Here is a 26047-nt window from a genome sequence, read left to right as displayed (position 1 = left end):
GAGTTATCCGGGGAGCACAATGTTGTGTTCCCTGTTTTTCAATAAACGTGTAACGGAGGGTACCGATGAGTGTTCCAAAATACAAACGCATTGTACTGAAATTAAGTGGAGAAGCGATGGCAGGCGGACAAGGTTTCGGTCTTTCCCCTGAAATCATCAAATCTGTCGCAGCGCAAGTGAAGGAAATCGTAGACCTTGGCGTAGAAGTAGCGGTAGTGGTTGGCGGAGGAAACATCTGGCGCGGCAAAGTCGGTTCGGAGATGGGCATGGACCGTGCGACTGCCGACTATATGGGTATGCTGGCAACTGTCATGAACTCACTGGCCTTGCAGGATTCGCTCGAGAAGCAAGACGTGGAAACACGCGTATTGTCTTCAATTGAAATGCGCCAAGTCGCAGAACCGTATATTCGCAGAAGAGCGATCCGCCACCTCGAGAAAAAACGTGTCGTCATTTTCTCGGCTGGAACCGGAAATCCTTACTTCTCGACAGATACGACAGCTGCGTTGCGAGCTGCAGAAATTGAAGCAGATGTCATCTTGATGGCGAAAAACAACGTGGACGGCGTTTATTCTGCTGATCCAAAAACCGATGTTGAAGCGGTCAAATACGATGAACTATCGTACTTCGACGTCATTCAACAAGGACTTCAAGTGATGGATTCGACAGCTTCCACATTATGTATGGACAATGATATTCCACTCGTAGTATTCTCTATAATGGAAAAAGGAAACATAAAACGAGCTGTTCTTGGTGAAAAGATCGGGACAGTAGTGAGGAGATCATTATAATGCCGAAAACAATCATGAACGATACGAAAACGAAAATGAGCAATGCCATTCAAGCTTTTTCACGTGATTTGGCTTCTATCCGCGCGGGGCGTGCGACCCCTTCATTGCTCGACAAAATTACCGTCGAGTACTACGGTGCCCCGACACCTGTCAACCAAGTTGCCGGGATTTCAGTCCCGGAAGCACGTTTGATCATGATCCAGCCTTACGATAAGACCGTATTGCCTGAAATCGAAAAAGCGATTATGAAATCGGATCTTGGACTCAGCCCTTCAAACGATGGCAACGTCATCCGTCTTGCGGTTCCAGCTCTGACAGAGGAGCGCCGTAAAGATTTGGTCAAGCAAGTGAAGAAAGAAGGGGAAGATGCTAAAGTCATCATCCGCAATATTCGCCGCGATGCCAACGACGATTTAAAAAAGCTTGAGAAAAAAAGCGAGATTACAACCGATGATTTGCGTGGCTACTCAGACGATGTGCAAGATATGACAAACACGCATATCGCTAAAATTGATGACATGGTCAAAGACAAAGAAACTGAAATCATGGCAGTTTAAGCGAACTTCATCTGTTCCCGGGCGTCCTGTATAACAGGACGCTTTTTTCATGCCAAAATTTCGGAAGTGCCTTGAAAGTTCACGCACAACGCGCATTTTTTTGATATGATAAGCAATAGACATTCCGATTGGTTACAAGTGGAGGATTAATTATGTTCAATAAACTATTAAAGAGAAATATAGAGCCGGTAGTGGTGGAATACGGAGAGCGTGCCATGGCTGTAGCCGGTGCAGGCGTACCGTCCCATGTGGCGATCATCATGGACGGCAACGGGCGTTGGGCGAAAAAGCGTTCGATGCCGAGAGTGGCAGGCCATCACGAGGGAATGAAGACCGTCCGCAAAATAACGAAGCTCGCAAGCCATCTCGGCGTCGACGTATTGACGTTATATGCGTTTTCGACGGAAAACTGGAAGCGCCCGAAAATGGAAGTCGACTTTTTGATGCGTTTGCCGGAAGAGTTTCTATCGAGTTTTTTACCGGAGCTGATTGAAGAGAACGTCCGTGTGGAAATGATGGGTTATGTAGATGATCTGCCAGCCCATACGATCCAGGCGATCCAAAAAGCGAAAGAGGCAACCAAGCACAACGACGGATTGGTGTTGAACTTTGCATTGAATTACGGCAGCCGCGCGGAAATCGTCGACGCCGTGAAAAACTTGGCTGCTTTGGTACAAGCAGGTGAACTGGAGCCATCCGAAATTTCAGAAGAAATGATCACAAGCCGTCTTATGACGAGCAATTTGCCGGAGCCTGATCTATTGATCCGAACGAGCGGGGAGGTTCGTTTGAGCAATTTCATGCTATGGCAATTGGCTTATACCGAATTTTGGTTTACCGACACCTTATGGCCTGATTTCGGTGAAGATTGCTTGCTCGAGGCATTCGAGATTTATCAGAAACGAAATCGGCGTTATGGTGGGTTGAAGGGGGAAGAAGCAAATTGAAGCAACGCATTATTACGGGAGCCGTAGCGGCGGCTCTATTTATTCCATTTGTCATTATCGGCGGGATTCCGTTTATTCTTTTGGTATACGTTCTTGCAACAATCGGTTTTCAGGAATTGCTTAAAATGAAAGGCCGGAGCCTCATGAGTGTGCCCGGCCTTATTTCTCTTGTCGCCTTGTATGCATTCATGCTGCCTGGTGATTGGTCACAGCAAGTGTACGAATGGACTGGTTATTTGAAAGTGGAGTTCGTCTTCATGGCGGTCATCTTACTGTTAATACATACGGTCGTCGTTAAAAATAGCTTTACCTTTGACGATGCCGCGTTCGCTATCCTCGGCACCCTTTATGTGGGGCTAGGGTTCTATTACTTAATCGAAACACGGGAATCTGGGCTTGCGGTATTGATTTTTGCACTGCTGGTTGTATGGTTCACCGATTCCGGAGCTTATTTTACAGGGCGCAAAATCGGAAAGCGCAAACTGTGGCCGGAAATTTCACCGAATAAAACAATTGAAGGGTTTGTCGGCGGCATTATCTGGGCTGTTGGCATCGCGCTTATTTTCGCTTATTTTGCGGGCATGGAACAGCCTATCGTATTGGTCATCATCGTCGCAATTGTTGCTTCGATTTTCGGACAATTGGGCGATTTGGTGGAATCGGCGTTGAAGCGTCATTTTAATGTTAAAGATTCCGGCAAGATGCTGCCTGGGCATGGAGGCATTTTAGACCGCTTCGATAGTATCCTTTTTGTCATGCCACTATTGCATTTCCTGCATTTTATTTAAGAGAGGGTTGTTTCATAGATGAAAAAAATCATATTGCTCGGCGCGACCGGTTCAATCGGCATCCAGACAGCCGATATCATCCGGGAACATCCCGAAGAATTTTCACTAGTCGGATTATCAGCCGGTAAAAACATGGAAAAAACACGCGAGCTAATTCAAGAGTTCCAGCCAGAAATCGTCTGCGTCCAGCTCGCTGAAGATGCGCGGCAGTTGCAGCAGGAGTTCAAGGGCATTCTATTCGTCCATGGCAATAAAGGCCTGATTGATGCTTCGACATATGAAGCTGATGTCTTGGTCAATGCAGTGATCGGCAGTGTCGGGCTTGAACCGACTTTGGAAGCGATTAAACTCGGCCGCACGATTGCCATCGCCAATAAAGAAACACTTGTGACAGCGGGGCATCTCGTCATGCAAAGCGCTAAAAAATACGGTGCCGATATCTTGCCGGTGGACAGTGAACATTCAGCTCTGTTCCAAGCGCTCAACGGAGAAAAGCTCGAGCAGGCAAGTCGGTTGATCCTGACGGCTTCAGGCGGCAGCTTCCGTGACAAAACGCGCGATGAACTTGCGGATGTCACAGTGGAAGATGCACTCAATCACCCAAACTGGTCGATGGGCTCCAAGATCACGATCGATTCCGCGACGATGTTGAATAAAGGCCTGGAAGTGATCGAAGCGCATGTGCTGTTCGATTTTGCCTATGATGATATCGATGTGTTATTGCACCGTGAGAGCATTATCCATTCCATGGTTGAATTCCAGGACACGAGTGTCATGGCACAGCTCGGGACACCTGACATGAGAGTGCCGATCCAGTATGCGCTTTCTTATCCAGACCGCCTGCCGCGACCAGCTGCCAAACGGCTGGACCTGGCGGAAATCGCACAGTTGAATTTCCGGGCGATGGATTACGAACGCTTCCGTGCTTTGAAGTTGGCGTTCGATGCCGGGCGGGAAGGCGGCACGATGACGACTGTCTTGAATGCTGCCAATGAGCAGGCAGTTGCGATGTTCTTGAACCGTCAAATCGGCTTTTTGCAAATCGAGGAATTCATTGAACGGGCTATGCTTGCCCATCAGACGATTGCTTCGCCAGATCTCGAAACGATTCTTGCGGCAGATTCTGAAACGAGAAAAACTGTGGAAAACATGCTAAAATAGCGACAGATTAAAACCGAATAAGGTTTATTAAGGATGGGTTCAATATGGAGACAGTATTAGCGTTCATCATCATTTTCGGCGCATTAGTGTTTTTCCACGAGCTGGGCCATTTCCTGTTCGCTAAGCGGGCCGGAATCCTCGTTCGTGAATTCGCTATCGGAATGGGCCCTAAGATTTTAGGCATTACAAGAGGCGAGACGCTGTATACGATTAGATTGCTTCCGATTGGCGGATATGTCCGCATGGCGGGTGAAGAAATGGATGCCATCCATCTGCAGGCAGGCCATCGCATCGGATTGCTGTTGGATGAAAAGGGACAGGCCAAGAAAGTCATCCTTAACCAAAAGCATGTCTATCCCGATATCCTGTTTCTGGAAGTAGAACAAGCAGACCTCGAAAAAGACCTTTTCATCAAAGGGTACGACGAAGACGAGCAATTGGTGAATATCAAAGTTGCCCGTGATGCGGTTGTGGAAGAAAACGGCCGTGAAACGATCTTGGCGCCTTATGACCGCACATTCGATGCAAAAAATTTGCCGAATCGCTTCATGACGATTTTTGCTGGGCCGTTCTTTAACTTTATCCTGGCATTCTTCATCTTTACGGCCATCGGCATGCTACAGGGGGTTCCGACTTTCGAGCCAGTGATTTCCGAAGTGACAGAAGACAGCCCTGCTGAAGAGGCGGGCATGCAAGACGGCGATTTGGTGACGGAAATTGAAGGCCAATCGATCAGCACGTGGGACGAGTTGGTGGAGTCCGTACAAGACAGTGCAGGAACCGCGCTTGATTTCCAAGTCGAGCGTGATGGCGAACCTCTGAATTTCACGATCACGCCCGAATTGTCTGAGCAAGCTGGAGAAGAAGTCGGCGTCATCGGCGTCTTGTACCAAAGCCCGGTGGAAAAAGACTTTTTCGGTTCATTCGCGTATGGGGCTGAACAAACAGTGTTTTGGTTTAAAGAGATATTCCGCTTGCTCGGCATGCTCGTGACAGGCCAATTCACCATCGATGCCTTATCCGGCCCTGTCGGTATCTACAAAACCACTGAAGAAGTCGCCCAGTACGGCATCTTTACGCTCATGAGCTGGGCTGGCATGCTCAGCATCAACTTAGGGATCATGAACTTGTTGCCGCTGCCAGCGCTTGACGGCGGACGCCTCATGTTCTTTGTCCTTGAAGCATTGCGAGGCAAGCCGGTCGATAAGCAAAAAGAAGGGATGGTCCATTTTGTCGGGATCATGCTGTTAATGCTCTTGATGATTGTCGTCACATGGAATGACATTCAGCGATTCTTCTTTTAATGAGAGAAAGGGAAGCGTCTAACGCTTTCCTTTCTCTGCTACATAGGGATTTACAAATACAATAACCAGTCGAGGTGTATTCGGATATGAGACAAACATTAAGCTTTATCCCGACGTTACGGGAAACTCCAGCTGATGCGGAAGTGAAATCGCATCAATTATTGCTGCGGGCAGGATTTATCCGCCAAAATACGAGCGGGATCTATTCATTCCTTCCGCTCGGCAAACGCGTTCTGCACAAAGTCGAGAAAATCATCCGTGAGGAAATGGAAGCGATCAATAGCGTAGAAGTATTCATGCCTGCGCTTCAGCAAGCTGAACTTTGGCAGGAGACTGGACGCTGGTATTCTTACGGCGACGAATTGATGCGTTTAAAAGACCGCAACGACCGTGAATTTGCACTAGGTGCAACTCATGAAGAAATCATCACGAGCCTACTGCGCGACGAAATCAAGTCCTATAAGAAATTACCGCTGACTTTGTATCAGATCCAGTCGAAGTTCCGCGACGAGAAACGCCCACGATTCGGTTTGCTGCGCGGACGCGAATTCCTCATGAAAGATGCGTATTCCTTCCATGCGACGCCGGAAAGCCTGGATAAGACCTACGACGATATGATGCAGGCATATAGCAATATCTTCAGACGCCTCGGGTTGAATTTCCGCGCCGTCATCGCGGATTCAGGGGCAATCGGCGGCAAGGACAACCACGAATTCATGGTGCTGTCGGAAATCGGCGAAGACACGATTGCGTATTCAGACAATTCACCATATGCCGCGAATATTGAAATGGCCGCCGTTCAAATGGACTATCCGAAATCCGATGAGCAAGCGCGTCAAGTTGAAAAAGTCTCAACGCCTGATCAGAAGACCATTGCACAAGTGGCGGAGTTCCTCGAGACGACGCCGGAAAACTGCATTAAAACGCTTGTGTTCAAAGCGGATGATGAGCTGATTGTCGTATTGTCGCGCGGCGACCATGAAGTGAATGACGTTAAAGTCAAGCATATTTCAGGTGCTAAGCTGATCGATATGGCGACGCCTGAAGACGTGCGTGAATTGTTGTCCTGCGATATCGGCTCAATCGGGCCAGTGAACTTGCCTGCAGGGGTCCGCGTATTTGCGGACAATGCTGTTAAATCGATCGTCAACGGCGTCACAGGCGCTAATGAAGACGGTGTCCATTTCAAAAATGTTACACCTGATGAAGATTTCACGGTAGAAGCATATGGAGACTTGCGCTTTGTAACAGAAGGCGACCCTTCACCAGACGGAAACGGCACGATTCAATTCGCCAAAGGAATCGAAGTCGGCCATATCTTCAAGCTCGGCACGACTTACAGCGAGCCAATGAAAGCGACATTCCTCAATGACCAAGGCAAAGCGATGCCTTATATCATGGGCTGCTACGGCATCGGTGTTTCCCGCATTGTCGCGGCTGTCGCTGAACAATTCCAGGACGATTCCGGGTTCACTTGGCCGACTGCAGTCGCACCGTATGAAATCCACGTCGTGCCGGTCAACGTCAAAGATGACGTGCAGCGTGAAACCGGCGAAGAAATTTATGAACAACTAAAAGCCCAAGGATTCGAAGTGCTGCTTGACGACCGCAAAGAGCGCGCCGGCGTGAAATTCGCCGATGCCGATTTGATCGGCTTGCCACTCCGCATTACTGTCGGCAAACGTGCCGCTGAAGGAATCCTGGAAGTGAAAATCCGCGAAACCAACGAAACAGTCGAATGGCATAAAGATGAAGTGCAAGACAAGGTACGCGAATTCTTTAAGAAATGAATAATAATCTGATATGATAAAAGGAAAGTACAAACGTACTTTCCTTTCTTTTTCTGAAATAAATGGCGAAGGGGATAATCATGATAAATGAGCAAGACGCCAAAATGAGATTTAAATTGCTGCTGCAGCATCTGGAGTTAACCGACGATGTCCATATGCCATATTTTGAAGGGGCGGAACTCACACGCATGACCGTTCATAAGAAAGACCGGGCATGGCGCTTTATTGTTAAACTCAAGCAAGTGCTGCCGCTTGAACTATTTGTTATTTTCCGCGAGCGGCTGCAAGCCAAGTTTTCATCGATTGCAAGCGTTCAAGTGCATATAGAAACACCCGCGCAACAAGCTGACGGCGAGCAAGTTTCCGCCTACTGGCGGCATGTCGTCGATGAACTGGCGGATATGGCACCGCCTTTACGCGAGCGCCTGCTGTCGCAAGCACCTGTGTGGAACGGCAATAAATTGATTGTCGACTGCTGCCATGAACATGAAATGATGGCATTGAAATCCAAGTATACCGAAAAACTGAGCCAGGTTTTTCAGCAATTCGGGTTCCCTGCTTTTTCAATCGATTTCCAGCTATCGGCAGAAGACCAACAGGAAGCGCGCGCTGCCTTTATGGAAGAGCGCAAAGCCGAAGAAGAAGCGATGGCTAAACGGGCTGTCGCGGACATGAAGAAACGCGAAACCGAACGCAAAGAAAATGGCGCGCCATCCGGTCCTTTCCAGATGGGCTCTGCCATCAAGCCGGATGAGCCGATTGTCGAGATCCGTTCGATCGTCGACGAAGAACGCCGCGTCACTATCGAAGGCTTCGTGTTTGATGTCGAAGTCCGTGAGCTGCGCAGCGGCCGTTCGCTATTGACCGTCAAGATGACCGATTATACGGATTCGATCCTCGTCAAAATGTTCTCGCGCGATAAAGAAGACGCAGAGCTCATGGCCCAGGCGAAAAAAGGCATGTGGCTGAGAGCGAGAGGCTCGATCCAAACCGATACATTCGTCCGGGATTTGGTCATGATGTCGAATGACATGGTCGAAATCAACCCGTCTGTCCGAAAAGACACCGCTGAAACCAAACGGGCGGAATTGCACTTGCATTCACCGATGAGCCAGATGGACGCTGTTTCTTCCATTGAATCATTGGTCGCCCAAGCGGCGAAATGGGGCCATCCGGCGATCGCAGTCACGGACCATGCAGGCGTCCAAGCATTTCCGGACGCTTATGCCGCGAGCCAAAAGCATGGCATCAAGGCGATATTCGGCTTAGAAGCGAACTTAGTTGATGACGGCGTCCCAATCGCCTACGAAGAACGGCATGCGTTGCTTGAGGAAGAGACTTTCGTCGTCTTTGACTTAGAGACGACTGGATTATCCGCCGTCTATGACACGATCATCGAGCTGGCAGCGGTCAAGATCAAGGGCGGGAATATCATCGATAAATTCGAGCGTTTCGCCAATCCGCATCATCCTTTGTCGGCGACGACAATCGACTTGACAGGCATCACGGATGATATGGTCCGCAACGCACCCGAAGTCGAAGACGTCATCCGCGAATACCATGAATGGGCAGGCGATCATATCATGGTCGCGCATAATGCTTCATTCGATATGGGCTTTTTGTATGTTGCCTATAAGAAATACGGCATCGATAAAACACATGCCACGATTGATACATTAGAACTTGCCCGCATGCTTCACCCGGAAATGAAAAACCACCGGTTGAACACGCTGGCGAAAAAGTTCAATATCGAACTGACACAGCATCACCGCGCCATCTATGATACGGAAGCGACCGCATACCTGTTGACGCACTTATTGAAAGAAGCGGACGATAAAGGCATTCTCTACCACGATCAATTGAACGATTATGTCGGGACAGGAGATTCCTATAAGCGCTCACGGCCGACGCATTGCACGCTTTTGGCAAAAGACCAGGAAGGCCTGAAAAACCTGTTCAAGCTTGTTTCGGCCTCCCATATCAATTATTTCTACCGTGTCCCTCGCATACCTCGCTCATTGTTGCAGCGCCACCGAAAAGGCTTGCTCGTCGGTTCGGGCTGCGATAAAGGCGAAGTGTTCGAAGCGGTCATGCAGAAATCCATGGAAGAAGTAGAGCGCACGGCACAGTTCTATGATTATTTGGAAGTGCATCCGAAAGAAGTGTACCAGCCATTGATTGACCGCGAATTGATTCGCGACGAATGGAATCTAGAAGACATCATCCGCAAGCTGGCCAAAGTGAGCCGCAAGCTCGATAAGCCGCTGGTCGCGACAGGAAATGTCCATTACCTTGATGAAACGGATGCCATCTTCCGTCAAGTGCTGATCGGTTCACAAGGCGGGGCGAATCCGTTGAACCGTTCGACATTGCCGAAAGTTCATTTCCGGACGACCAATGAAATGCTCGATGCTTTCGATTTTCTTGGGGAAGAGACGGCACGTGAAATCGTAGTCGACAATTCCCTGAAGATTGCCGATATGATCGATGTTGTCAAACCGATCAAAGACGAACTGTATACACCGAAAATTGAAGGAGCGGATGAGGAAGTTCGTGAACTCAGCTATACGATGGCGCGTTCGATTTACGGAGACGACTTGCCGGAAATCGTCGAGGCGCGCATCGAGAAGGAATTGAAGTCGATCATCGGGCACGGGTTTGCGGTCATCTACTTGATTTCGCATAAACTGGTGAAAAAATCGCTTGATGATGGCTATCTCGTTGGTTCCCGGGGGTCTGTCGGATCGTCACTTGTCGCGACGCTGACGGAGATTACGGAAGTCAACCCGCTGCCGCCTCATTACGTGTGCCGGAAATGCAAAAAATCCGAGTTCTTCGATGACGGCTCTGTCGGTTCTGGCTTTGACTTGAAAGATAAAGATTGCCCGGATTGCGGGGTTCCGTATAAAAAAGACGGACAGGACATCCCGTTTGAAACTTTCCTTGGGTTTAAAGGCGATAAAGTACCCGATATCGATTTGAACTTCAGTGGCGAATATCAGCCGCAAGCGCATAATTATACGAAAGTGCTGTTTGGTGAAGACAATGTCTTCCGGGCCGGCACAATTGGCACCGTAGCAGAAAAAACAGCTTACGGGTATGTGCGCGGCTACGCCAATGACCGCGATATGACGATGCGCGGCGCGGAAATCGACCGGTTGGTGCAAGGCTGTTCCGGCGTCAAGCGCAGCACAGGCCAGCACCCGGGCGGCATCATCGTTGTGCCGGATTATATGGACATCTATGATTTCTCGCCGATTCAATTTCCGGCAGATGCGCAAGATTCCGAATGGAAGACGACCCATTTCGACTTCCACTCGATCCACGATAATTTATTGAAGCTCGATATTCTCGGGCATGATGACCCGACAGTGATCCGCATGCTGCAGGATCTGTCCGGTATCGATCCGAAGACGATTCCGACAGATGACCCGGAAGTGATGAAGATTTTTGCAGGTCCCGAATCGCTCGGCGTCACGAAAGAGCAAATCGGCTGTAAAACCGGAACGCTCGGTATTCCCGAGTTCGGGACGCGCTTCGTCCGCCAAATGCTTGAAGATACGAAACCAACGACATTTTCGGAACTCGTACAGATTTCCGGATTGTCGCACGGCACGGACGTGTGGCTTGGCAATGCCCAGGAATTGATCCACAACGGCACATGTCAACTGTCCGACGTCATCGGCTGCCGGGATGACATCATGGTCTACTTGATTTATCAAGGGCTCGAGTCTTCCTTGGCGTTCAAGATCATGGAATCGGTACGGAAAGGGAAAGGGCTGACGCCGGAGATGGAAGCGGCGATGAAAGAGAAAGCGGTCCCGAACTGGTATATCGAGTCGTGTAAGAAAATCAAGTACATGTTCCCGAAAGCACATGCCGCGGCCTACGTTTTGATGGCAGTCCGGATCGCTTATTTCAAGGTCCATTTCCCGGTTCTCTATTACGCAGCGTACTTTACGGTGCGGGCGGAAGATTTCGATGTCAACGCCATGGCTAAAGGGTCCCAATCGATCCGTGCCAAAGTGGACGAAATCAATTCAAAAGGATTGGAAGCTTCGACGAAAGAGAAGAACTTGCTGACGGTCATGGAGCTTGCGCTTGAAATGGTCGAACGCGGCTATTCATTCCAGAAAGTCGATTTGTATAAATCCTCTGCGGATGAATTCCTGATCGAAGGCCATACCTTGATCCCGCCGTTCAACGCGATTCCAGGACTCGGCACCAATGCCGCGAAGTCGATCGTTGCCGCAAGGGCGGAAGGCGAATTCCTGTCGAAGGAAGATTTACAGCAGCGCGGCCGCGTTTCAAAAACGATCATCGAGTACATGGATGACCACGGCTGCCTAGAGGGGATGCCTGACGCCAATCAGCTGTCCTTGTTCTAGTCAGTTGCGCCGTGCCACTAAGCATGGTATTATTGTAATAACATTTACTGATAGCTCTGTCGCAGAAGAGTGGGTTCTCCCGCTCTTTTCTGTTTGTTATGGCATATTATTGGCAGGAGGCATTTTATGAGCAAAATTACAGAACAAATTGAAGCAATGGCACAACCGATCGTCGATGAACTGAAACTTGAACTAGTCGATGTCGAGTTTGTGAAGGAAGGCAAGAACTGGTTCTTGCGCGTCTATGTGGACAATCCACAAGAGCCGATCGATATCGATCAATGCGCAATCGTCAGCGAGCGCTTAAGCGAAGAGCTTGACGCGACCGACCCGATCGAGCAGAACTATTTCCTGGAAGTATCTTCGCCAGGAGCGGAACGCCCGTTGAAGAAAGAGAAGGATTTCGAAAAAGCTTTGGAAAACTTCATCTATATCAAAACGTACGAGCCGATTGAAGATACGAAAGAATTCGAAGGTTATTTGAAGTCATATGATGAAGAACAAGTGGAGATTGAGATCAAGATCAAGACCCGCAGAAAAACCATCAGCATCCCGAGAAAGAAAATTGCCGTGATTCGTCTGGCGATCGATTTTTCTGCAAGCTGAATAGAAGAATTTAGGAGTGAATAACTATGAGCAGTGAGCTATTGGATGCTTTAGAAGTGTTGGAAAAACAAAAGGGGATTTCACGCGATGTGTTGATCGAAGCGATCGAAGCAGCACTCGTCACCGCCTATAAGCGCAATTTCAACCAAGCGCAAAACGTCCGTGTCGATTTGAACCTTGATACTGGGACGATGCTGGTCTATTCCCGCAAGGATGTAGTCGAGGAAGTCGAAGATGACCGCCTGCAAATCTCGTTGGAAGATGCGCATGCACTCAACCCGGTCTATGAAATCGGCGATATCGTGGAAGAGGAAGTCACACCGCGCAATTTCGGCCGAATCGCTGCCCAAACAGCGAAACAAGTCGTCACACAGCGCGTACGCGAAGCAGAGCGCGGGTTGATTTTCGAGGAATATGTGGACCGTGCAGATGATATCGTCAACGGAATTGTCGAACGTATGGACGCCCGCAACCTGTATGTCGGTTTAGGCAAAGTCGAAGCGGTACTGCCGCAGACGGAACAAATGCCGAACGAAAGCTACCAGCCGCATGACCGCATCAAGGTCTATATCACTAAAGTCGAGCGCACAACACGGGGCCCGCAAGTGTTCGTTTCACGCACGCATCCAGGGCTTTTGCGCCGTTTGTTCGAGAACGAAGTGCCGGAAATCTACGACGGCATTGTCGAGATCAAGTCAATTGCGCGTGAAGCGGGAGACCGTTCAAAAATCTCCGTCCACGCAAACGATGAAGAAGTGGATCCAGTCGGTTCATGCGTCGGGTCACGAGGCGGCCGTGTACAGACCATCGTCAATGAATTAGGCGGCGAGAAAATCGATATCGTGGAATGGTCGGAAGATCCAGTTGTTTTTGTAGCGAATGCCCTTAGCCCATCTAAAGTGTTGGATGTGCAAGTGAGTGAAGACGATAAATCGACGACAGTCGTCGTGCCTGATTACCAATTGTCTCTTGCGATCGGCAAACGCGGTCAAAATGCCCGTCTGGCGGCGAAATTGACAGGTTGGAAAATTGATATCAAGAGTGAAACGGATGCCCGTGAACTAGGGATTTATCCGCCTGAAGGCGCGGTAATCGTGAAGTCGGATGCTGAAACTGATACAGATGACTTTGATTTTTACGACGAAGAAGAATAAGCTGAGAAGGTGATATCCGTTGGCTATGCAAAAGAAAATTCCGCTGAGAAAATGTGTCGCGACCGGTGAAATGCATCCGAAAAAGGAAATGATCCGCGTCGTGCGTTCCAAAGAAGGAGAAGTATTCGTCGATCTTACTGGCAAAAAGTCGGGTAGAGGCGCATATGTTTCCAAATCGGAAGATGCCATCGAATTGGCACGTAAAAAGAAGGTTTTGGACAAGCAGCTTGAAGTGAAAGTTCCAGGCGAAATCTACGAAGAGCTCGTCCATGCCGTACGCAGAGAGCAGCTGAAATCATGAATAAAGAAAAAATCCTGCAGTTTTTAGGGCTTGCCACGCGTGCGCGCAAACTGGTGACCGGTGAAGAATTGGTCATCAGTGAAGTGCGCCGCGGCAACGCGAAATTAGTCATTGTGGCTGAAGATGCGTCTGAAAACACAAGAAAAAAACTGCACGATAAATGCAATTCCTATAATGTGCCAGTGCGCATAGGCGCTAGCCGCTATGAGATTGGTCACGCAATAGGAAAAGAAGCACGCGTCGTTCTGGCGATTACCGATAACGGTTTTGCCAAGAAAATGACGAGCTTGTTTGACGAAAACTAACCGGGGGTGAGCAGATGACCAAAATTCGAGTACATGAATACGCGAAAAAAGTAAATAAACCTAGCAAAGACATCATCGACGAATTGTCAAAAATGAATATTAAAGTCAATAACCATATGGCGACATTAGAAGATACTGCTGTAACGAAATTGGACGGCATTTATAAAAAACCTGCACAAGGAAACCGTGCTCAAGGTTCACAATCCCGCCCACAAGGCCAAAACCAGCGCCGCGGACAAGGCAGCCAAGGCGGCCAAAACCGTACGCAAGGCGGCCAATCCCGTCCCCAAAGCGGACAAGGCCAGAACCGCACAGGCGGCCAAAGCAGCCAGGGCGGACAAAACCGCACACAAGGCAGCCAGAACCGTACGTCATCCACGCAGCAAGGAACGAGCCAAGCAGGGCGCGGTTCCAACTTCACGCCAAAAGCTGCAAAACCAGCTCCAGGACCTGGCCAACGCGGCCGTTCGAATGGACCGGGCCGCGGCGGGCAAAACCGCAACCGTAAAGGCAAACAGCAGCGTCCGGTAAACCCGATGCCGCCAATGCCGAAGAGAGAAAAAGAATTGCCGTCAAAAATCACATTCAGTGAATCTTTGACTGTTGGCGATTTGGCGAAAAAACTAGGCCGCGAGCCTTCAGAAATCATCAAAAAATTGTTCATGCTTGGTGTTATGGCAACAATCAACCAAGAATTGGATAAAGATGCCATTGAGCTTGTCTGTGCAGAATACGATGTAGAAGTAGAAGAAGAAATCTTGGTCGATAAAACTGATTTGGAAGTCTACTTCGAACCTGAAGAAGAAGCCAAAAAAGAAGAACGCCCGTCTGTTGTTACGATCATGGGTCACGTCGACCACGGGAAAACGACTTTGCTGGATTCAATCCGCCACACGAAAGTGACTGCTGGAGAAGCTGGTGGGATTACGCAGCATATCGGTGCTTACCAAGTCGAGGAAGACGGCAAAAAAATCACATTCCTTGATACACCAGGCCACGCAGCGTTCACGACGATGCGTGCGCGCGGTGCGAAAGTAACTGATATTGCTATTATCGTTGTTGCTGCTGACGACGGCGTCATGCCGCAGACAGTGGAAGCGATCAACCATGCAAAAGCTGCAGAAGTTCCGATCATCATCGCAGTCAATAAAATGGATAAACCGTCCGCTAACCCGGACCGCGTCATGCAGGAATTGACCGAGCACGGTCTTGTACCTGAAGCATGGGGCGGCGATACGATTTTCGTACCGCTTTCCGCATTGACTGGAGACGGCATTGATACGCTTCTTGAAATGATCCTTCTTGTTTCTGAAGTCGGGGAATTGAAAGCGAATCCTGGCCGCCGTGCAATCGGTACGGTCATTGAAGCGGAGCTGGATAAAGGCCGTGGATCTGTCGCGACTTTGCTCGTGCAGGATGGCACTTTGCATGTCGGCGACCCAATCGTTGTCGGTAATACTTTCGGACGCGTCCGTGCGATGGTCAACGATCTTGGCCGCCGCGTGAAAACAGCTGGTCCGTCAACACCTGTCGAAATCACTGGACTGAGTGATGTACCGCAAGCAGGCGATCGTTTCGTTGTCTTTGAAGACGAGAAAACGGCCCGTCAAATCGGGGAAGCCCGTTCGGCTACGGCCTTGCAGGAAATGCGTTCTGAGAAGAACCGCGTTACTTTGGATAACTTATTCGACCAATTGAAGCAAGGTGAAATGAAAGAGTTGAACTTGATTGTCAAAGCTGACGTTCAAGGGACAGTGGAAGCCATGGCTGCTTCACTCTTGAAAATCGATGTAGAAGGTGTCAACGTAAAAGTCATCCATACAGGCGCCGGGGCGATCACCGAATCTGATGTATCACTGGCGGCAGCTTCTAACGCCATCATCATCGGCTTTAACGTCCGCCCGGATGTCAACGCCAAGCGCGCAGCAGATGCAGAAGGCGTCGATATCCGCTTGCACCGCATCATCTACAAAGTGATCGAAGAAATCGAAGCAGCGATGAAAGGCCTCTTGGACCCAGAGTTCGAAGAGAAAATCATCGGCCAAGCAGAAATCCGCAGCACGTTCAAAGTGTCTAAAGTCGGAACGATTGCCGGAAGCTATGTAACGGAAGGCAAGATCACCCGCGACAGCGGCGTGCGCGTCATCCGTGATGGCATTGTGGTCTTCGAAGGCGAAATCGATACGTTGAAACGCTTCAAAGATGACGCAAAAGAAGTTGCAAAAGGCTACGAATGTGGTGTGACGATCAAAAACTTCAACGATGTTAAAGAAGGCGACATCATCGAAGCGTTCATCATGGAAGAAATCGAACGTAAATGATCCTTTCAATGGAATGCGAGTTCTTCATCCCTACCGCGCATTCATTGAAGGATAAACGCGCCGTCGTCAAAAGCATGATGACGCGCACCAAGCAAAAATTCAATGTGTCGGCGGCGGAAGTCGATCACCAGCAAGTTTGGCAGCGCACGCGCCTTGCATTTGTTACCGTTTCTTCATCAAAAGAAGCAGCGGAGCGTGAAATGGAGCATGTGCTGCGCTTTCTGGAAAGTAATCCGTCGTGGGAATGCATGGATATAGAGAAAGAATATTTGTAAGAACGGAGTGGATTCGAAATGTCATCAATGCGCTCGAATCGTGTAGCTGAGCAAATGAAAAAAGAGCTCGGCGAAATTATCGGCAGAAAATTGAAAGACCCACGCATCGGATTTGTCACAGTGACAGATGTCGAAGTGACGGGCGACCTTCAGCAGGCAACCGTCTATATTAGCGTCTTGGGCGACGATAAAGAGAAAGAGCAGACTTTGCTCGGCCTCGCCAAGTCCAAAGGATTCATCCGCTCGGAAATCGGGCAGCGGATCCGTCTGCGCAAAACTCCTGAATTGGCGTTTGAAATCGATTCGTCTGTCGCATACGGCAATCGGATTGAATCATTGCTGCGGGATATCAAAGATCCAACAGAAGAATAAACCGAAAGCCTGCCAGTCTATATTTAGACAGCAGGCTTTTTTCTACATACTATACGTTCGGTCCTAGAACCGATAAAGAGAGGGGCTTTCAATATGGAACCGAATGGAATTCTTCCATTATGGAAAGAACCGGGCATGACATCGCATGATTGTGTTTTCCGCTTGCGGAAAATCCTGAAAACGAAAAAAGTCGGGCATACCGGAACGCTCGATCCCCAAGTGGACGGCGTATTGCCCATTTGCCTCGGGCGATCGACCAAAGTGGCAGAGTATATCACTGATCAAGGAAAAACGTACGAAGCGGAAGTATTGATCGGGTTTTCAACAGAAACAGAAGATGCAGAAGGCGCTATAGTGGAACAAGACGCCAGCGACAAAATGATTTCACGCAAGCAGCTTGAAGATGTATTGCAAAGCCTGACCGGCGACATTGAACAAATCCCGCCGATGTATTCCGCCGTCAAAGTGAACGGCAGAAAGCTCTATGAATATGCCCGTAAAGGCGAAACGGTAGAACGCCCGGTGCGGACCGTGCATATTGACTCGATTGAATTATTGGATGAAGCAGAGACGTGGGAAGGCCAGAATATCCTTTTCCGCATCCGCATCCGCTGCGGAAAAGGGACTTATATCAGGACGCTCGCTGTCCAGATCGGGGAAGCACTTGGCTATCCGGCTCATATGTCACAGCTGACGCGCACGCAATCGGGGAGTTTTACGAAAGAACAATGTGTGACGCTTGCCGAAGTGGAGGAAATTGCGCAAAATGGAGATATCGGTTCTATTTTGCAGCCCCTTGCCTATGGCTTAAGTGCGTTTCCATTTGAAGAAATCACCCCGGATCTATTGTTCGGCATTAGAAACGGCCAAGTTCTCGAAGAGCATCCGGTCTTGAAGACGGAAGCATTCGTCGTTTTTACCCATCAAGGCAAGCCGGCAGCTTTGTATAAACGGCATCCGGATAAGCCGGGCAAAATGAAACCCGAAAAAATGTTTGGATTTCCTCCAACGGACGAGGTGTAGTATGAAAATTATTCACTTGAGTTATCCTCACGAGATGAAAGCACAAGAAGATGGCCCGCTGTCGATGGCGATCGGCTTTTTTGACGGCGTTCACCGCGGGCACCAGAAAGTGATCGGCACGGCAATCGACAAGGCGCAAGCAGGCGGGATGAAATCCGCTGTTATGACCTTCGATCCGCATCCGTCGCTCGTGCTCGGCGGCCGGAAAGAAGAAGTCTTCTATATCACGCCGCTTGGCCAGAAGATGGAGATCTTGCAGGAGATGGGCGTAGACATCTGCTATATCGTCCGGTTCACTTCAGAGTTTGCCAAACTTTCCCCAGAACAATTTATTGAGCACTTCATCGACGGCCTTGGCGTCAAGGAAGTCGTGGCAGGGTTTGATTTTTCATTCGGCTTTAAAGGCGGCGGCGATATGAAATTGATGGAGTCGGCCGGGAGAGGGCGCTATAATGTCACGACGGTTGGCAAGATCGAAGCGGAAAATGAAAAAGTCAGTTCAACGCGCATCCGCCATCTATTGAAAGATGGGATGGTCGAACCGGTCCATCATCTGCTCGGCAGGCCGTACCGGATTTCCGGGACGGTGGTCAACGGCGACAAGCGCGGGCGGACGATCGGCTTTCCGACAGCGAACGTCGAACCTGAACTCGGGACATTCGTTCCAAAGCGCGGCGTCTATGCTGTGCGGATTGAAGTACAAGGCGCTTACTTCGACGGCGTCTGCAATGTCGGCTACAAGCCGACATTCAACAATCCCGATGTCAAAAACCTGGTCATCGAGGTCCATATCCTGGATTACGATAAGTCGATTTACGGTGAAAAAGTCGTCGTTGAATGGCATAAGCGCATACGCGACGAACAGAAATTTTCCGGCATTGATGAACTGAAAACCCAAATCGGGCAGGACAAAAATACCGCAAAGCAATATTTCGAAGTATAAGTTGGACAGTTGATTTCAGGAAATCACTGTGCTATGATATCAAAGTACTGAACGTACTAACCGTTGCTTGGCACATCGAATCACCAACGTTTGCTAGGTAATAGGGGCTATCAGAGATTAGGAGGTGGAACAGCATGGCAATCACTCAAGAACGTAAAAATGAATTGATCAATGAATACAAAGTGCATGACACTGATACTGGTTCTCCAGAAATTCAGATCGCCATTCTTACAGAAGACATCAACAACTTGAACGAGCACTTGCGTACCCACAAGAAAGATCACCATTCACGTCGTGGTCTATTCAAAATGGTTGGACGCCGTCGTAACTTGCTTAAATACCTACGCGAGAACGATGTACAACGCTACCGTGAGTTAATCGCAAGACTTGGCCTACGCCGATAATAGCAAGCAGAGAAAGCGGGATTCGTCCCGCTTTTTCTTTATGCTTAAAACTTATCATTGAATCGCACTTGATGTGCTTTTTTGATACACTATTTAAAGATACATACTACACGAAACACGGTAAGAGAGGAGCTCGACTATGGAGCAAACAAAAAAGGTTTACACATTTGACTGGGCTGGCCGCGAACTGAAGGTCGAAGTCGGTCAACTGGCAAAACAAGCAAACGGAGCGGCATTGATCCGTTATGGCGATACAGCAGTGCTGTCCACTGCAACCGCATCAAAATCACCGAAGCCTTTGGATTTCTTCCCATTGACGGTGAACTACGAAGAGCGCCAATACGCTGTCGGGAAAATCCCGGGCGGATTCATTAAACGCGAAGGGCGCCCATCCGAGAAAGCGACATTGATCAGCCGCTTGATCGATCGTCCGCTGCGTCCGTTGTTCCCAGACGGATTCCGCAACGAGGTGCAAGTTATTTCAATGGTCATGTCAGTCGACCAGGATTGCCCATCTGAAATGGCAGCGATGTTCGGGTCTTCCTTAGCATTGATGATTTCAGACATTCCGTTTGACGGGCCGATCGCGGGCGTCATCGTCGGGATGGTGGATGGCGAGTACATCATCAACCCAACAGGCGAGCAAATGGAGAAAAGCTCGATCAACTTGACGGTTGCCGGCACAAAAGACGCCATCAATATGGTAGAAGCCGGTGCCAAAGAAGTGTCCGAAGAAGTGATCCTTGAAGCAATCATGTTCGGCCACGAAGAAATCAAGAAATTGATCGCTTTCCAGGAAGAAATTGCTGCGGAAGTGGCTAAAGAGAAATCAGCAGTTCAATTGTACGAACTGGACGCTGACTTGACGGCTGAACTGAAAACGGCTGTGGAAGAAGACATGAATGCTGCCGTTCAAGTGAACGAAAAGCAGGCGCGCAATGAAGCCATTGCGGCTGTCCGCGAACGTGCGCTTGAAGCATATGCAGATTCAGAAGACGATATCAAGAAACAAGCGGGCCAAGTGCTCGATAAAATGGTCAAAGATGAAGTGCGCCGCCTGATCACAGATGAAAAGATTCGCCCGGACGGCCGCGGCCCATCTGAAATCCGCGCGCTTTCTTCTGAAGTTGGCGTCCTTGCGCGCACTCACGGTTCCGGCCTGTTTACGCGCGGCCAAACGCAAGCGATGAGCATCTGTACGCTCGGCGCTCTCGGCGATGTGCAAATCATCGATGGCCTCGGCTTGGAAGAGACGAAGCGTTTTATGCACCATTATAATTTCCCGTTGTTCTCCGTTGGGGAAACCGGCTTCCTGCGCGGCCCCGGCCGACGCGAAATTGGCCACGGCGCTCTAGGCGAACGTGCGCTTGAAGCAGTCATTCCAAATGAAAAAGATTTCCCATATACGATCCGCCTGGTCTCCGAGGTATTGGAATCGAACGGATCCACATCACAAGCAAGTATCTGTGCATCTACTTTGGCGATGATGGATGCAGGTGTGCCAATTAAAGCACCTGTTGCCGGAATTGCGATGGGCCTTGTGAAAAAAGGCGAGAACTACACGGTTCTTTCCGATATCCAAGGGATGGAAGACCATCTCGGCGATATGGACTTTAAAGTAGCCGGAACCGCAGAAGGCGTCACAGCCTTGCAGATGGATATCAAAATCGACGGCTTGTCCCGCGAGATCTTAGAAGAAGCATTGACGCAAGCGAAAATCGGCCGTTTGCACATTCTCGAATCGATGATCGCTACGATCAATACACCGCGCACGACTTTGTCGAAATTTGCGCCGAAGATCATCATGGTGAAAATCAATCCGGATAAGATCCGTGACGTCATCGGGCCTGGCGGAAAAGTCATTAATAAAATCATTGATGAAACAGGCGTCAAGATTGATACCGAACAAGACGGCACGATTTTCATTTCTTCTGTTGATGAAGAAATGAACGCCAAAGCGAAAGCGATGATCGAGAATATCGTACGCGAAGCGAAAGTCGGCGAATATTACGAAGGCGCAGTCAAGCGCATCGAAAAATTCGGTGCATTCGTTGAATTGTTCCCGGGCAAAGACGGCCTTCTCCATATTTCCGAAATCCAGGAAGAGCGGACGAAAGAAGTGGAAGATGTCTTGAAGATGGGCGATATCATCAAAGTCAAAGTCATCGAAATCGACCGCCAAGGACGCGTCAACTTGTCCCGCAAAACGGTTTTGAAAGAAGAAAAAGAAGCAGCCGAAAAGGCTTGAAACAGTAAATGAAAACAGATTGGAAAAATTGCCGGTGGCACTCGCCGGCAATTTTTTTCATATACAGGAGGGCTTTCAATGGTTACCACTTATACTTGCCAAAATGGCTTGCGTATCGTTTCTGAACATATTCCGCATTTCCGCTCCGTATCGGTCGGGGTATTCGTCAATACAGGGTCACGTGATGAGCGCCCGGAAGAAAACGGCATCACGCATTTCATTGAACATCTCTTGTTCAAAGGCACCGAAAAACGCAGCGCCAAAGATATCGCGCGGGAATTCGACCGCATTGGCGGCGATTTGAATGCCTATACTTCAAAAGAATATACGTGCTATTACGCCAAAGTGCTTGACCATCATGCGCCGCTCGCAGTCGAAGTCTTGGCGGATATGTTTTTCAATTCAGTGATGGATCCAGTAGAGATCGATAAAGAACGGCTTGTTGTCAAAGAGGAGATCAGCATGACCGAAGATATGGCGGATGACGATGTCCATGAACAATTATGGCGGGTCATGTATCCCGACAATGCCATCGGCGCACCGATTTTAGGTACCGCCGAAACACTGGACCGTTTTTCAAGACAGCAGATTTTGGATTATATGGAGCGCCATTACACCCCATCGAACACGGTCATTTCCGTGGCAGGCCATATCGATGGCAAATTGCTCAGCCAAATCGAAACTTTATTCGGGTCATTTGAACGGAAAAGCCCGGAAAATGCCCATGTCATGCCTACTTTCGTGCCCGGCCAATCGATCAAGCACAAAGAAACGGAACAAGCCCATATTTGCCTCGGGTATCCTGGGCTGTCGCTACAGGATGATCAGCTGTTTGCGCTGGCGGTATTGAACAATATCGTCGGCGGCTCGATGTCGTCCCGCTTGTTCCAAGAAATCCGAGAAGACCGTGGTCTTGCCTATTCGGTCTATTCCTACCATTCCGCTTATTCGGACCACGGTACGCTCGCCATTTACGGGGGCACTGCCGACCATCAAGTTGGAGAAGTAGAAGAATTGATTCGCACATCATTGCAGCGCATGCGAGAAGGGGACATCAGCGACTTGGAAATTACGGATTCCCGTGAGCAATTGAAAGGCAATTTGCTGCTTGGGCTAGAAAGCACAGGCTCCAGAATGAGCCGCAACGGCAAATATGAGTTGCTTCACGGCAAACACCAGTCCGCGGATGACATCATCCACTTGATCGATGCAGTGAAGCGTGAGCATGTGCTGGATTTGATGCAATTGACTGCCACTGCGCCTGCCGTCTCCATCATCCGATCCCAATGAAAGAGCAGGAATTGCGACAATTTGTCACATTAACGCGATAAATTATGTTACAATAACGCAAATTAGCCAAGAAGGAGAGAGTCGAGTGAAAACCTATAATGTAGCGATCATGGGCGCAACCGGTGCCGTCGGTCAGCAAATGAAAGACCAGCTGGAGAAGCGCAATTTCCCTGTAGGGGACATCAAATTCCTGTCTTCTGCACGCTCTGCCGGCAAGGAAATCGAATTCAACGGACAATCCTATACAGTAGAGGAAGCAGTGCCCGAATCATTTGAAGGTGTGGATATCGCTTTGTTCAGCGCAGGCGGCAGCATCTCGGAAAAGTTTGCACCTGAAGCCGTGAAACGCGGCGCAGTCGTCGTCGACAATACGAGCGCATTCCGCATGAATGAAGATGTACCGCTCGTCGTCCCTGAAGTGAATAAATCAGCGCTAAAAGGCCATTCCGGCGTGATCGCCAACCCAAATTGCTCGACGATCCAAATGGTGTGCGCATTGCAGCCGCTAAAAGAGCAGTTCGGCTTGCAGAAAATCATCGTTTCCACTTACCAGGCGGTTTCTGGTGCAGGAATTGATGCAATCAATGAGTTGAAAGAACAGTCAGCGGATTTTGAGAACGCAGCAACTGCCGAAGCGAAGGTCTTGCCTGTGAAGTCAGCCGATCGCCATTATCCGATCGCCTTCAACGCAGTGCCGCAAATCGACCAATTCGCAGACAACGGCTATACGTTGGAAGAAATGAAAATGATTAACGAAACGAAGAAAATCATGAGCGACCAAGGCTTGGCAGTCGCGGCGACATGTGTGCGCTTGCCGGTCGTAACTGGCCACTCCGAATCCGTCTATGTGGAACTGGATGACGCACCGTCCCTCGAGCAAGTGAGAGCGGCGCTGAGCGGCGCGCCAGGCGTCGTGCTACAAGATAATCCCGCCAATCAGGAATACCCGATGCCGTTGATGGCAGCCGGGAAAGACGAGGTGTTCGTCGGCCGTATCCGCAAAGATCTCGACAACCCGAACGGCTATCATTTGTGGATCGTCTCCGATAATTTGATCAAAGGCGCGGCGTTGAACTCGGTTCAAATCGCCGAAGCGCTCATCGAAGAACAATTGCTGTAAGCTGTCAGGCAATCATCCGGTAGCGGGTGATCTGCTGGCGCATGTGAAATCTTTGGCCATCCGGTGCCGCTTGGAAGTCATGTCTTCCTCGTGTCTCTGGGTGGCTTTTTTTGTTTCACGAACGGATGGTTTTGCGTCAGCCATGTGGGGGGAATGGCTGCGGATATTTTTTCTTTGGACTGTTACCGGTGATTACCGTATAATGAAGTTTATGGATCTGTACGGGTGAAATATTTTTAGGAGGAAATCAATTGAGTAAAATTAAAAACGAAGTCATTAGAGTCATTCCGCTTGGCGGAGTAGGAGAGATCGGGAAAGCGATGTACGTCATCGATATCGACGATGACCTGTTCGTCGTCGACAGCGGGTTGATGTTCCCGGAAGATGAGATGCTTGGCGTCGACATCGTCATTCCGGACGTCACTTATCTCGAAGAAAACAAAGACCGTGTCAAAGGGATTTTCCTGACGCATGGCCATGAAGATGCGATCGGGTCGATTGCTTATCTATTGAAGAAAGTCCAAGCGCCGGTCTACGGTTCGAAGCTGACCATCGCGCTGGCCAAAGAACACGTGAAAGAACTCGGTTCGCTTAAGCACCATAAATTCTTTGAAGTCACCAACAAGAGCCGCATGAATTTCGATAAAACACACGTCACCTTTTTCCATACGACACACAGCATCCCGGATGCGCTCGGAATCGTCTTCCATACATCGGAAGGCGCAATCGTCCACACCGGGGAATTCAAATTCGACCAGTCGATGCAAGGCAGCTACCGCCCGGATTATGCCAAAATGGCGAAGCTTGGCGAAGACGGCGTCTTGATGCTGTTGTCGGATTCCACCGAAGCCGAACGCCCAGGCTATACGACGTCTGAAACGGTCGTTGCCGATCATATCTTGACGGCATTCCACCAGGCACCTGGGCGCATTCTCGTATCACTTTATTCATCAAACTTCATCCGTATCCAGCAAGTGTTCGATATCGCGCATCAAACGGGCAAGAAAGTAGCCGTTATCGGCAAAAGCCTGGAGAAGAGCTATGAAGTCGGCTTGCGACTCGGGTATCTGGAAGTCGACGAAGACACAGTCATTTCCTTGAAAGACTTGGAGAAATACAATGACGATGAAGTCGTCATCATCGTGACCGGCAACCAGGGCGAACCGCTTGAAGCGCTCGACAAAATGGTCAGACGCCAGCATAAAGATGTCCGCATCAATGAAACGGATACGGTATTGATCACGTTCACACCGTCGCCAGGCATGGAAGTGCCGATGTTCCAGACTATGAACAAATTGGCGAAAGCCGGCGCGAAAGTGCTGACATCCAACAAGAAAGTCCACGTTTCCGGCCACGGCAGCCAGGAAGATTTGAAAATGATGCTGAACTTGATGAAGCCGAAGTATTTTGTCCCGATCCAAGGGGAATACAAAATGCTTATCGCCCACTCGAAATTGGCACAACAAGTCGGCATCGCGAAATCGGATATCTTCATCGCCGATAAAGGCGATATCGTCGAATACCGAAAAGAAAAAGTCCGCATGAGCGGCCGTGTCACGACAGGCAATGTCTTGATCGACGGAATCGGCATCGGGGATGTGGGCAATATTGTGCTCCGCGACCGTAAGCTTTTGTCTCAAGACGGCATCTTTATCATCGTTGTTACCTTGAACCGCAAGGAAAAACGCATCGCTTCAGGGCCTGAGATCATTTCCAGAGGCTTTGTCTATGTTCGCGAATCGGAGCAATTGCTTGATGAATCGAGCCAATTGGTGCGCAAAGTCGTCGATAAATACGTGACGCGCGATGCGTTCGAATGGAACAACATCAAACAGGAAATCCGCGACACGCTTAATTCGTATCTGTATCAGCAGACGAAACGGCGTCCGATGATCATTCCGATCATCATGGAATACTAAGAATACAAGTAAAGGGATTCCATACCGATTTTATCGGCAG

The 26047-nt window shown here is 49.4% G+C and carries 22 protein-coding genes; all 22 read left to right on the top strand.

The window, feature by feature from the left end; all coding sequences use genetic code 11:
• Positions 1 to 65 precede the first annotated feature (65 nt).
• The 22 genes from pyrH to DFR62_RS01040 all read left to right on the top strand — a co-directional run bounded on the left by pyrH (position 66) and on the right by DFR62_RS01040 (position 26007).
• Complete coding sequence (gene pyrH / locus DFR62_RS01145; RefSeq protein ID WP_101190520.1) at positions 66 to 791, top strand: UMP kinase; 726 nt, start codon at positions 66 to 68, stop codon at positions 789 to 791.
• Complete coding sequence (frr, locus tag DFR62_RS01140; protein ID WP_121297657.1) at positions 791 to 1348, top strand: ribosome recycling factor; 558 nt, start codon at positions 791 to 793, stop codon at positions 1346 to 1348. Before pyrH ends, frr begins: the two co-directional genes overlap by 1 nt.
• A 152-nt stretch (positions 1349 to 1500) precedes the next feature.
• Positions 1501 to 2295: an isoprenyl transferase gene (locus DFR62_RS01135; protein WP_121297656.1), complete on the top strand. Its 795-nt coding sequence runs from the start codon at positions 1501 to 1503 to the stop codon at positions 2293 to 2295.
• A complete protein-coding gene (locus tag DFR62_RS01130; protein WP_121297655.1) occupies positions 2292 to 3083 on the top strand; it encodes a phosphatidate cytidylyltransferase in 792 nt (263 codons plus the stop codon). Before DFR62_RS01135 ends, DFR62_RS01130 begins: the two co-directional genes overlap by 4 nt.
• Positions 3084 to 3101: 18 nt before the next feature.
• Positions 3102 to 4244 carry a 1-deoxy-D-xylulose-5-phosphate reductoisomerase gene (gene dxr, locus DFR62_RS01125; RefSeq protein ID WP_121297654.1) on the top strand — a complete coding sequence of 381 codons (1143 nt, stop codon included), beginning with the start codon at positions 3102 to 3104 and terminating at the stop codon, positions 4242 to 4244.
• 44 nt (positions 4245 to 4288) lie between these two features.
• On the top strand, positions 4289 to 5548 hold the full coding sequence (rseP, locus tag DFR62_RS01120) for an RIP metalloprotease RseP (RefSeq protein ID WP_121297653.1): 1260 nt from the start codon (positions 4289 to 4291) through the stop codon (positions 5546 to 5548).
• An 86-nt stretch (positions 5549 to 5634) separates the two neighbouring features.
• Positions 5635 to 7338, top strand: a complete 1704-nt coding sequence (locus DFR62_RS01115) for a proline--tRNA ligase (protein ID WP_121297652.1) — start codon at positions 5635 to 5637, stop codon at positions 7336 to 7338.
• Positions 7339 to 7418: 80 nt separating this feature from the next.
• A complete protein-coding gene (locus tag DFR62_RS01110; protein ID WP_121297651.1) occupies positions 7419 to 11726 on the top strand; it encodes a PolC-type DNA polymerase III in 4308 nt (1435 codons plus the stop codon).
• 126 nt (positions 11727 to 11852) lie between these two features.
• A complete protein-coding gene (gene rimP / locus DFR62_RS01105) occupies positions 11853 to 12332 on the top strand; it encodes a ribosome maturation factor RimP (RefSeq protein WP_121297650.1) in 480 nt (159 codons plus the stop codon).
• A gap of 26 nt (positions 12333 to 12358) precedes the next feature.
• Entirely contained in the window at positions 12359 to 13486 is a 1128-nt protein-coding gene (gene nusA / locus DFR62_RS01100; protein ID WP_121297649.1) for a transcription termination factor NusA, read from the top strand.
• A gap of 19 nt (positions 13487 to 13505) precedes the next feature.
• Entirely contained in the window at positions 13506 to 13787 is a 282-nt protein-coding gene (gene rnpM, locus DFR62_RS01095) for an RNase P modulator RnpM (RefSeq protein WP_058380470.1), read from the top strand.
• Complete coding sequence (locus DFR62_RS01090; RefSeq protein ID WP_058380471.1) at positions 13784 to 14092, top strand: YlxQ family RNA-binding protein; 309 nt, start codon at positions 13784 to 13786, stop codon at positions 14090 to 14092. The genes rnpM and DFR62_RS01090 overlap by 4 nt, the downstream gene beginning before the upstream one ends.
• A gap of 14 nt (positions 14093 to 14106) precedes the next feature.
• The gene (gene infB, locus DFR62_RS01085) at positions 14107 to 16413 is read left to right on the top strand and encodes a translation initiation factor IF-2 (RefSeq protein WP_121297648.1); all 2307 of its coding nucleotides are present in this window, start codon (positions 14107 to 14109) and stop codon (positions 16411 to 16413) included.
• The gene (locus tag DFR62_RS01080; protein ID WP_121297647.1) at positions 16410 to 16688 is read left to right on the top strand and encodes a DUF503 domain-containing protein; all 279 of its coding nucleotides are present in this window, start codon (positions 16410 to 16412) and stop codon (positions 16686 to 16688) included. The genes infB and DFR62_RS01080 overlap by 4 nt, the downstream gene beginning before the upstream one ends.
• A gap of 18 nt (positions 16689 to 16706) precedes the next feature.
• A complete protein-coding gene (gene rbfA, locus DFR62_RS01075) occupies positions 16707 to 17060 on the top strand; it encodes a 30S ribosome-binding factor RbfA (protein ID WP_068462817.1) in 354 nt (117 codons plus the stop codon).
• 93 nt (positions 17061 to 17153) lie between these two features.
• Entirely contained in the window at positions 17154 to 18083 is a 930-nt protein-coding gene (truB, locus tag DFR62_RS01070; protein WP_121297646.1) for a tRNA pseudouridine(55) synthase TruB, read from the top strand.
• 1 nt (position 18084) lies between these two features.
• On the top strand, positions 18085 to 19026 hold the full coding sequence (ribF, locus tag DFR62_RS01065; RefSeq protein WP_121297645.1) for a riboflavin biosynthesis protein RibF: 942 nt from the start codon (positions 18085 to 18087) through the stop codon (positions 19024 to 19026).
• Between the two features lie 134 nt (positions 19027 to 19160).
• Positions 19161 to 19430 (top strand): 30S ribosomal protein S15, encoded by a 270-nt coding sequence (rpsO, locus tag DFR62_RS01060; protein ID WP_058380477.1) that lies wholly within the window; start codon positions 19161 to 19163, stop codon positions 19428 to 19430.
• Positions 19431 to 19569: 139 nt separating this feature from the next.
• Positions 19570 to 21678, top strand: coding sequence for a polyribonucleotide nucleotidyltransferase (pnp, locus tag DFR62_RS01055; RefSeq protein ID WP_101805106.1), 2109 nt, complete (start codon positions 19570 to 19572; stop codon positions 21676 to 21678).
• A gap of 78 nt (positions 21679 to 21756) precedes the next feature.
• The gene (locus tag DFR62_RS01050) at positions 21757 to 22968 is read left to right on the top strand and encodes a M16 family metallopeptidase (RefSeq protein ID WP_121297644.1); all 1212 of its coding nucleotides are present in this window, start codon (positions 21757 to 21759) and stop codon (positions 22966 to 22968) included.
• Between the two features lie 109 nt (positions 22969 to 23077).
• On the top strand, positions 23078 to 24088 hold the full coding sequence (locus DFR62_RS01045; protein ID WP_241663181.1) for an aspartate-semialdehyde dehydrogenase: 1011 nt from the start codon (positions 23078 to 23080) through the stop codon (positions 24086 to 24088).
• A gap of 251 nt (positions 24089 to 24339) precedes the next feature.
• Positions 24340 to 26007: a ribonuclease J gene (locus tag DFR62_RS01040; RefSeq protein ID WP_101805104.1), complete on the top strand. Its 1668-nt coding sequence runs from the start codon at positions 24340 to 24342 to the stop codon at positions 26005 to 26007.
• Positions 26008 to 26047: the final 40 nt, after the last annotated feature.

This window comes from Planococcus citreus (assembly GCF_003664125.1).
Classification (GTDB): Bacteria; Bacillota; Bacilli; order Bacillales_A; family Planococcaceae; genus Planococcus; species Planococcus citreus.
Note: the sequence above shows the minus strand (reverse complement) of the source record. Positions and strands in the feature narration are given on the sequence as shown.

Coding starts and splice junctions, on each gene's coding strand:
- pyrH (WP_101190520.1), top strand. CDS start 66: ATGAGTGTTCCAAAATACAAACGCATTGTACTGAAATTAAGTGGAGAA.
- frr (WP_121297657.1), top strand. CDS start 791: ATGCCGAAAACAATCATGAACGATACGAAAACGAAAATGAGCAATGCC.
- DFR62_RS01135 (WP_121297656.1), top strand. CDS start 1,501: ATGTTCAATAAACTATTAAAGAGAAATATAGAGCCGGTAGTGGTGGAA.
- dxr (WP_121297654.1), top strand. CDS start 3,102: ATGAAAAAAATCATATTGCTCGGCGCGACCGGTTCAATCGGCATCCAG.
- rseP (WP_121297653.1), top strand. CDS start 4,289: ATGGAGACAGTATTAGCGTTCATCATCATTTTCGGCGCATTAGTGTTT.
- DFR62_RS01115 (WP_121297652.1), top strand. CDS start 5,635: ATGAGACAAACATTAAGCTTTATCCCGACGTTACGGGAAACTCCAGCT.
- DFR62_RS01110 (WP_121297651.1), top strand. CDS start 7,419: ATGATAAATGAGCAAGACGCCAAAATGAGATTTAAATTGCTGCTGCAG.
- rimP (WP_121297650.1), top strand. CDS start 11,853: ATGAGCAAAATTACAGAACAAATTGAAGCAATGGCACAACCGATCGTC.
- nusA (WP_121297649.1), top strand. CDS start 12,359: ATGAGCAGTGAGCTATTGGATGCTTTAGAAGTGTTGGAAAAACAAAAG.
- DFR62_RS01090 (WP_058380471.1), top strand. CDS start 13,784: ATGAATAAAGAAAAAATCCTGCAGTTTTTAGGGCTTGCCACGCGTGCG.
- infB (WP_121297648.1), top strand. CDS start 14,107: ATGACCAAAATTCGAGTACATGAATACGCGAAAAAAGTAAATAAACCT.
- DFR62_RS01080 (WP_121297647.1), top strand. CDS start 16,410: ATGATCCTTTCAATGGAATGCGAGTTCTTCATCCCTACCGCGCATTCA.
- rbfA (WP_068462817.1), top strand. CDS start 16,707: ATGTCATCAATGCGCTCGAATCGTGTAGCTGAGCAAATGAAAAAAGAG.
- truB (WP_121297646.1), top strand. CDS start 17,154: ATGGAACCGAATGGAATTCTTCCATTATGGAAAGAACCGGGCATGACA.
- ribF (WP_121297645.1), top strand. CDS start 18,085: ATGAAAATTATTCACTTGAGTTATCCTCACGAGATGAAAGCACAAGAA.
- rpsO (WP_058380477.1), top strand. CDS start 19,161: ATGGCAATCACTCAAGAACGTAAAAATGAATTGATCAATGAATACAAA.
- pnp (WP_101805106.1), top strand. CDS start 19,570: ATGGAGCAAACAAAAAAGGTTTACACATTTGACTGGGCTGGCCGCGAA.
- DFR62_RS01050 (WP_121297644.1), top strand. CDS start 21,757: ATGGTTACCACTTATACTTGCCAAAATGGCTTGCGTATCGTTTCTGAA.
- DFR62_RS01045 (WP_241663181.1), top strand. CDS start 23,078: ATGGGCGCAACCGGTGCCGTCGGTCAGCAAATGAAAGACCAGCTGGAG.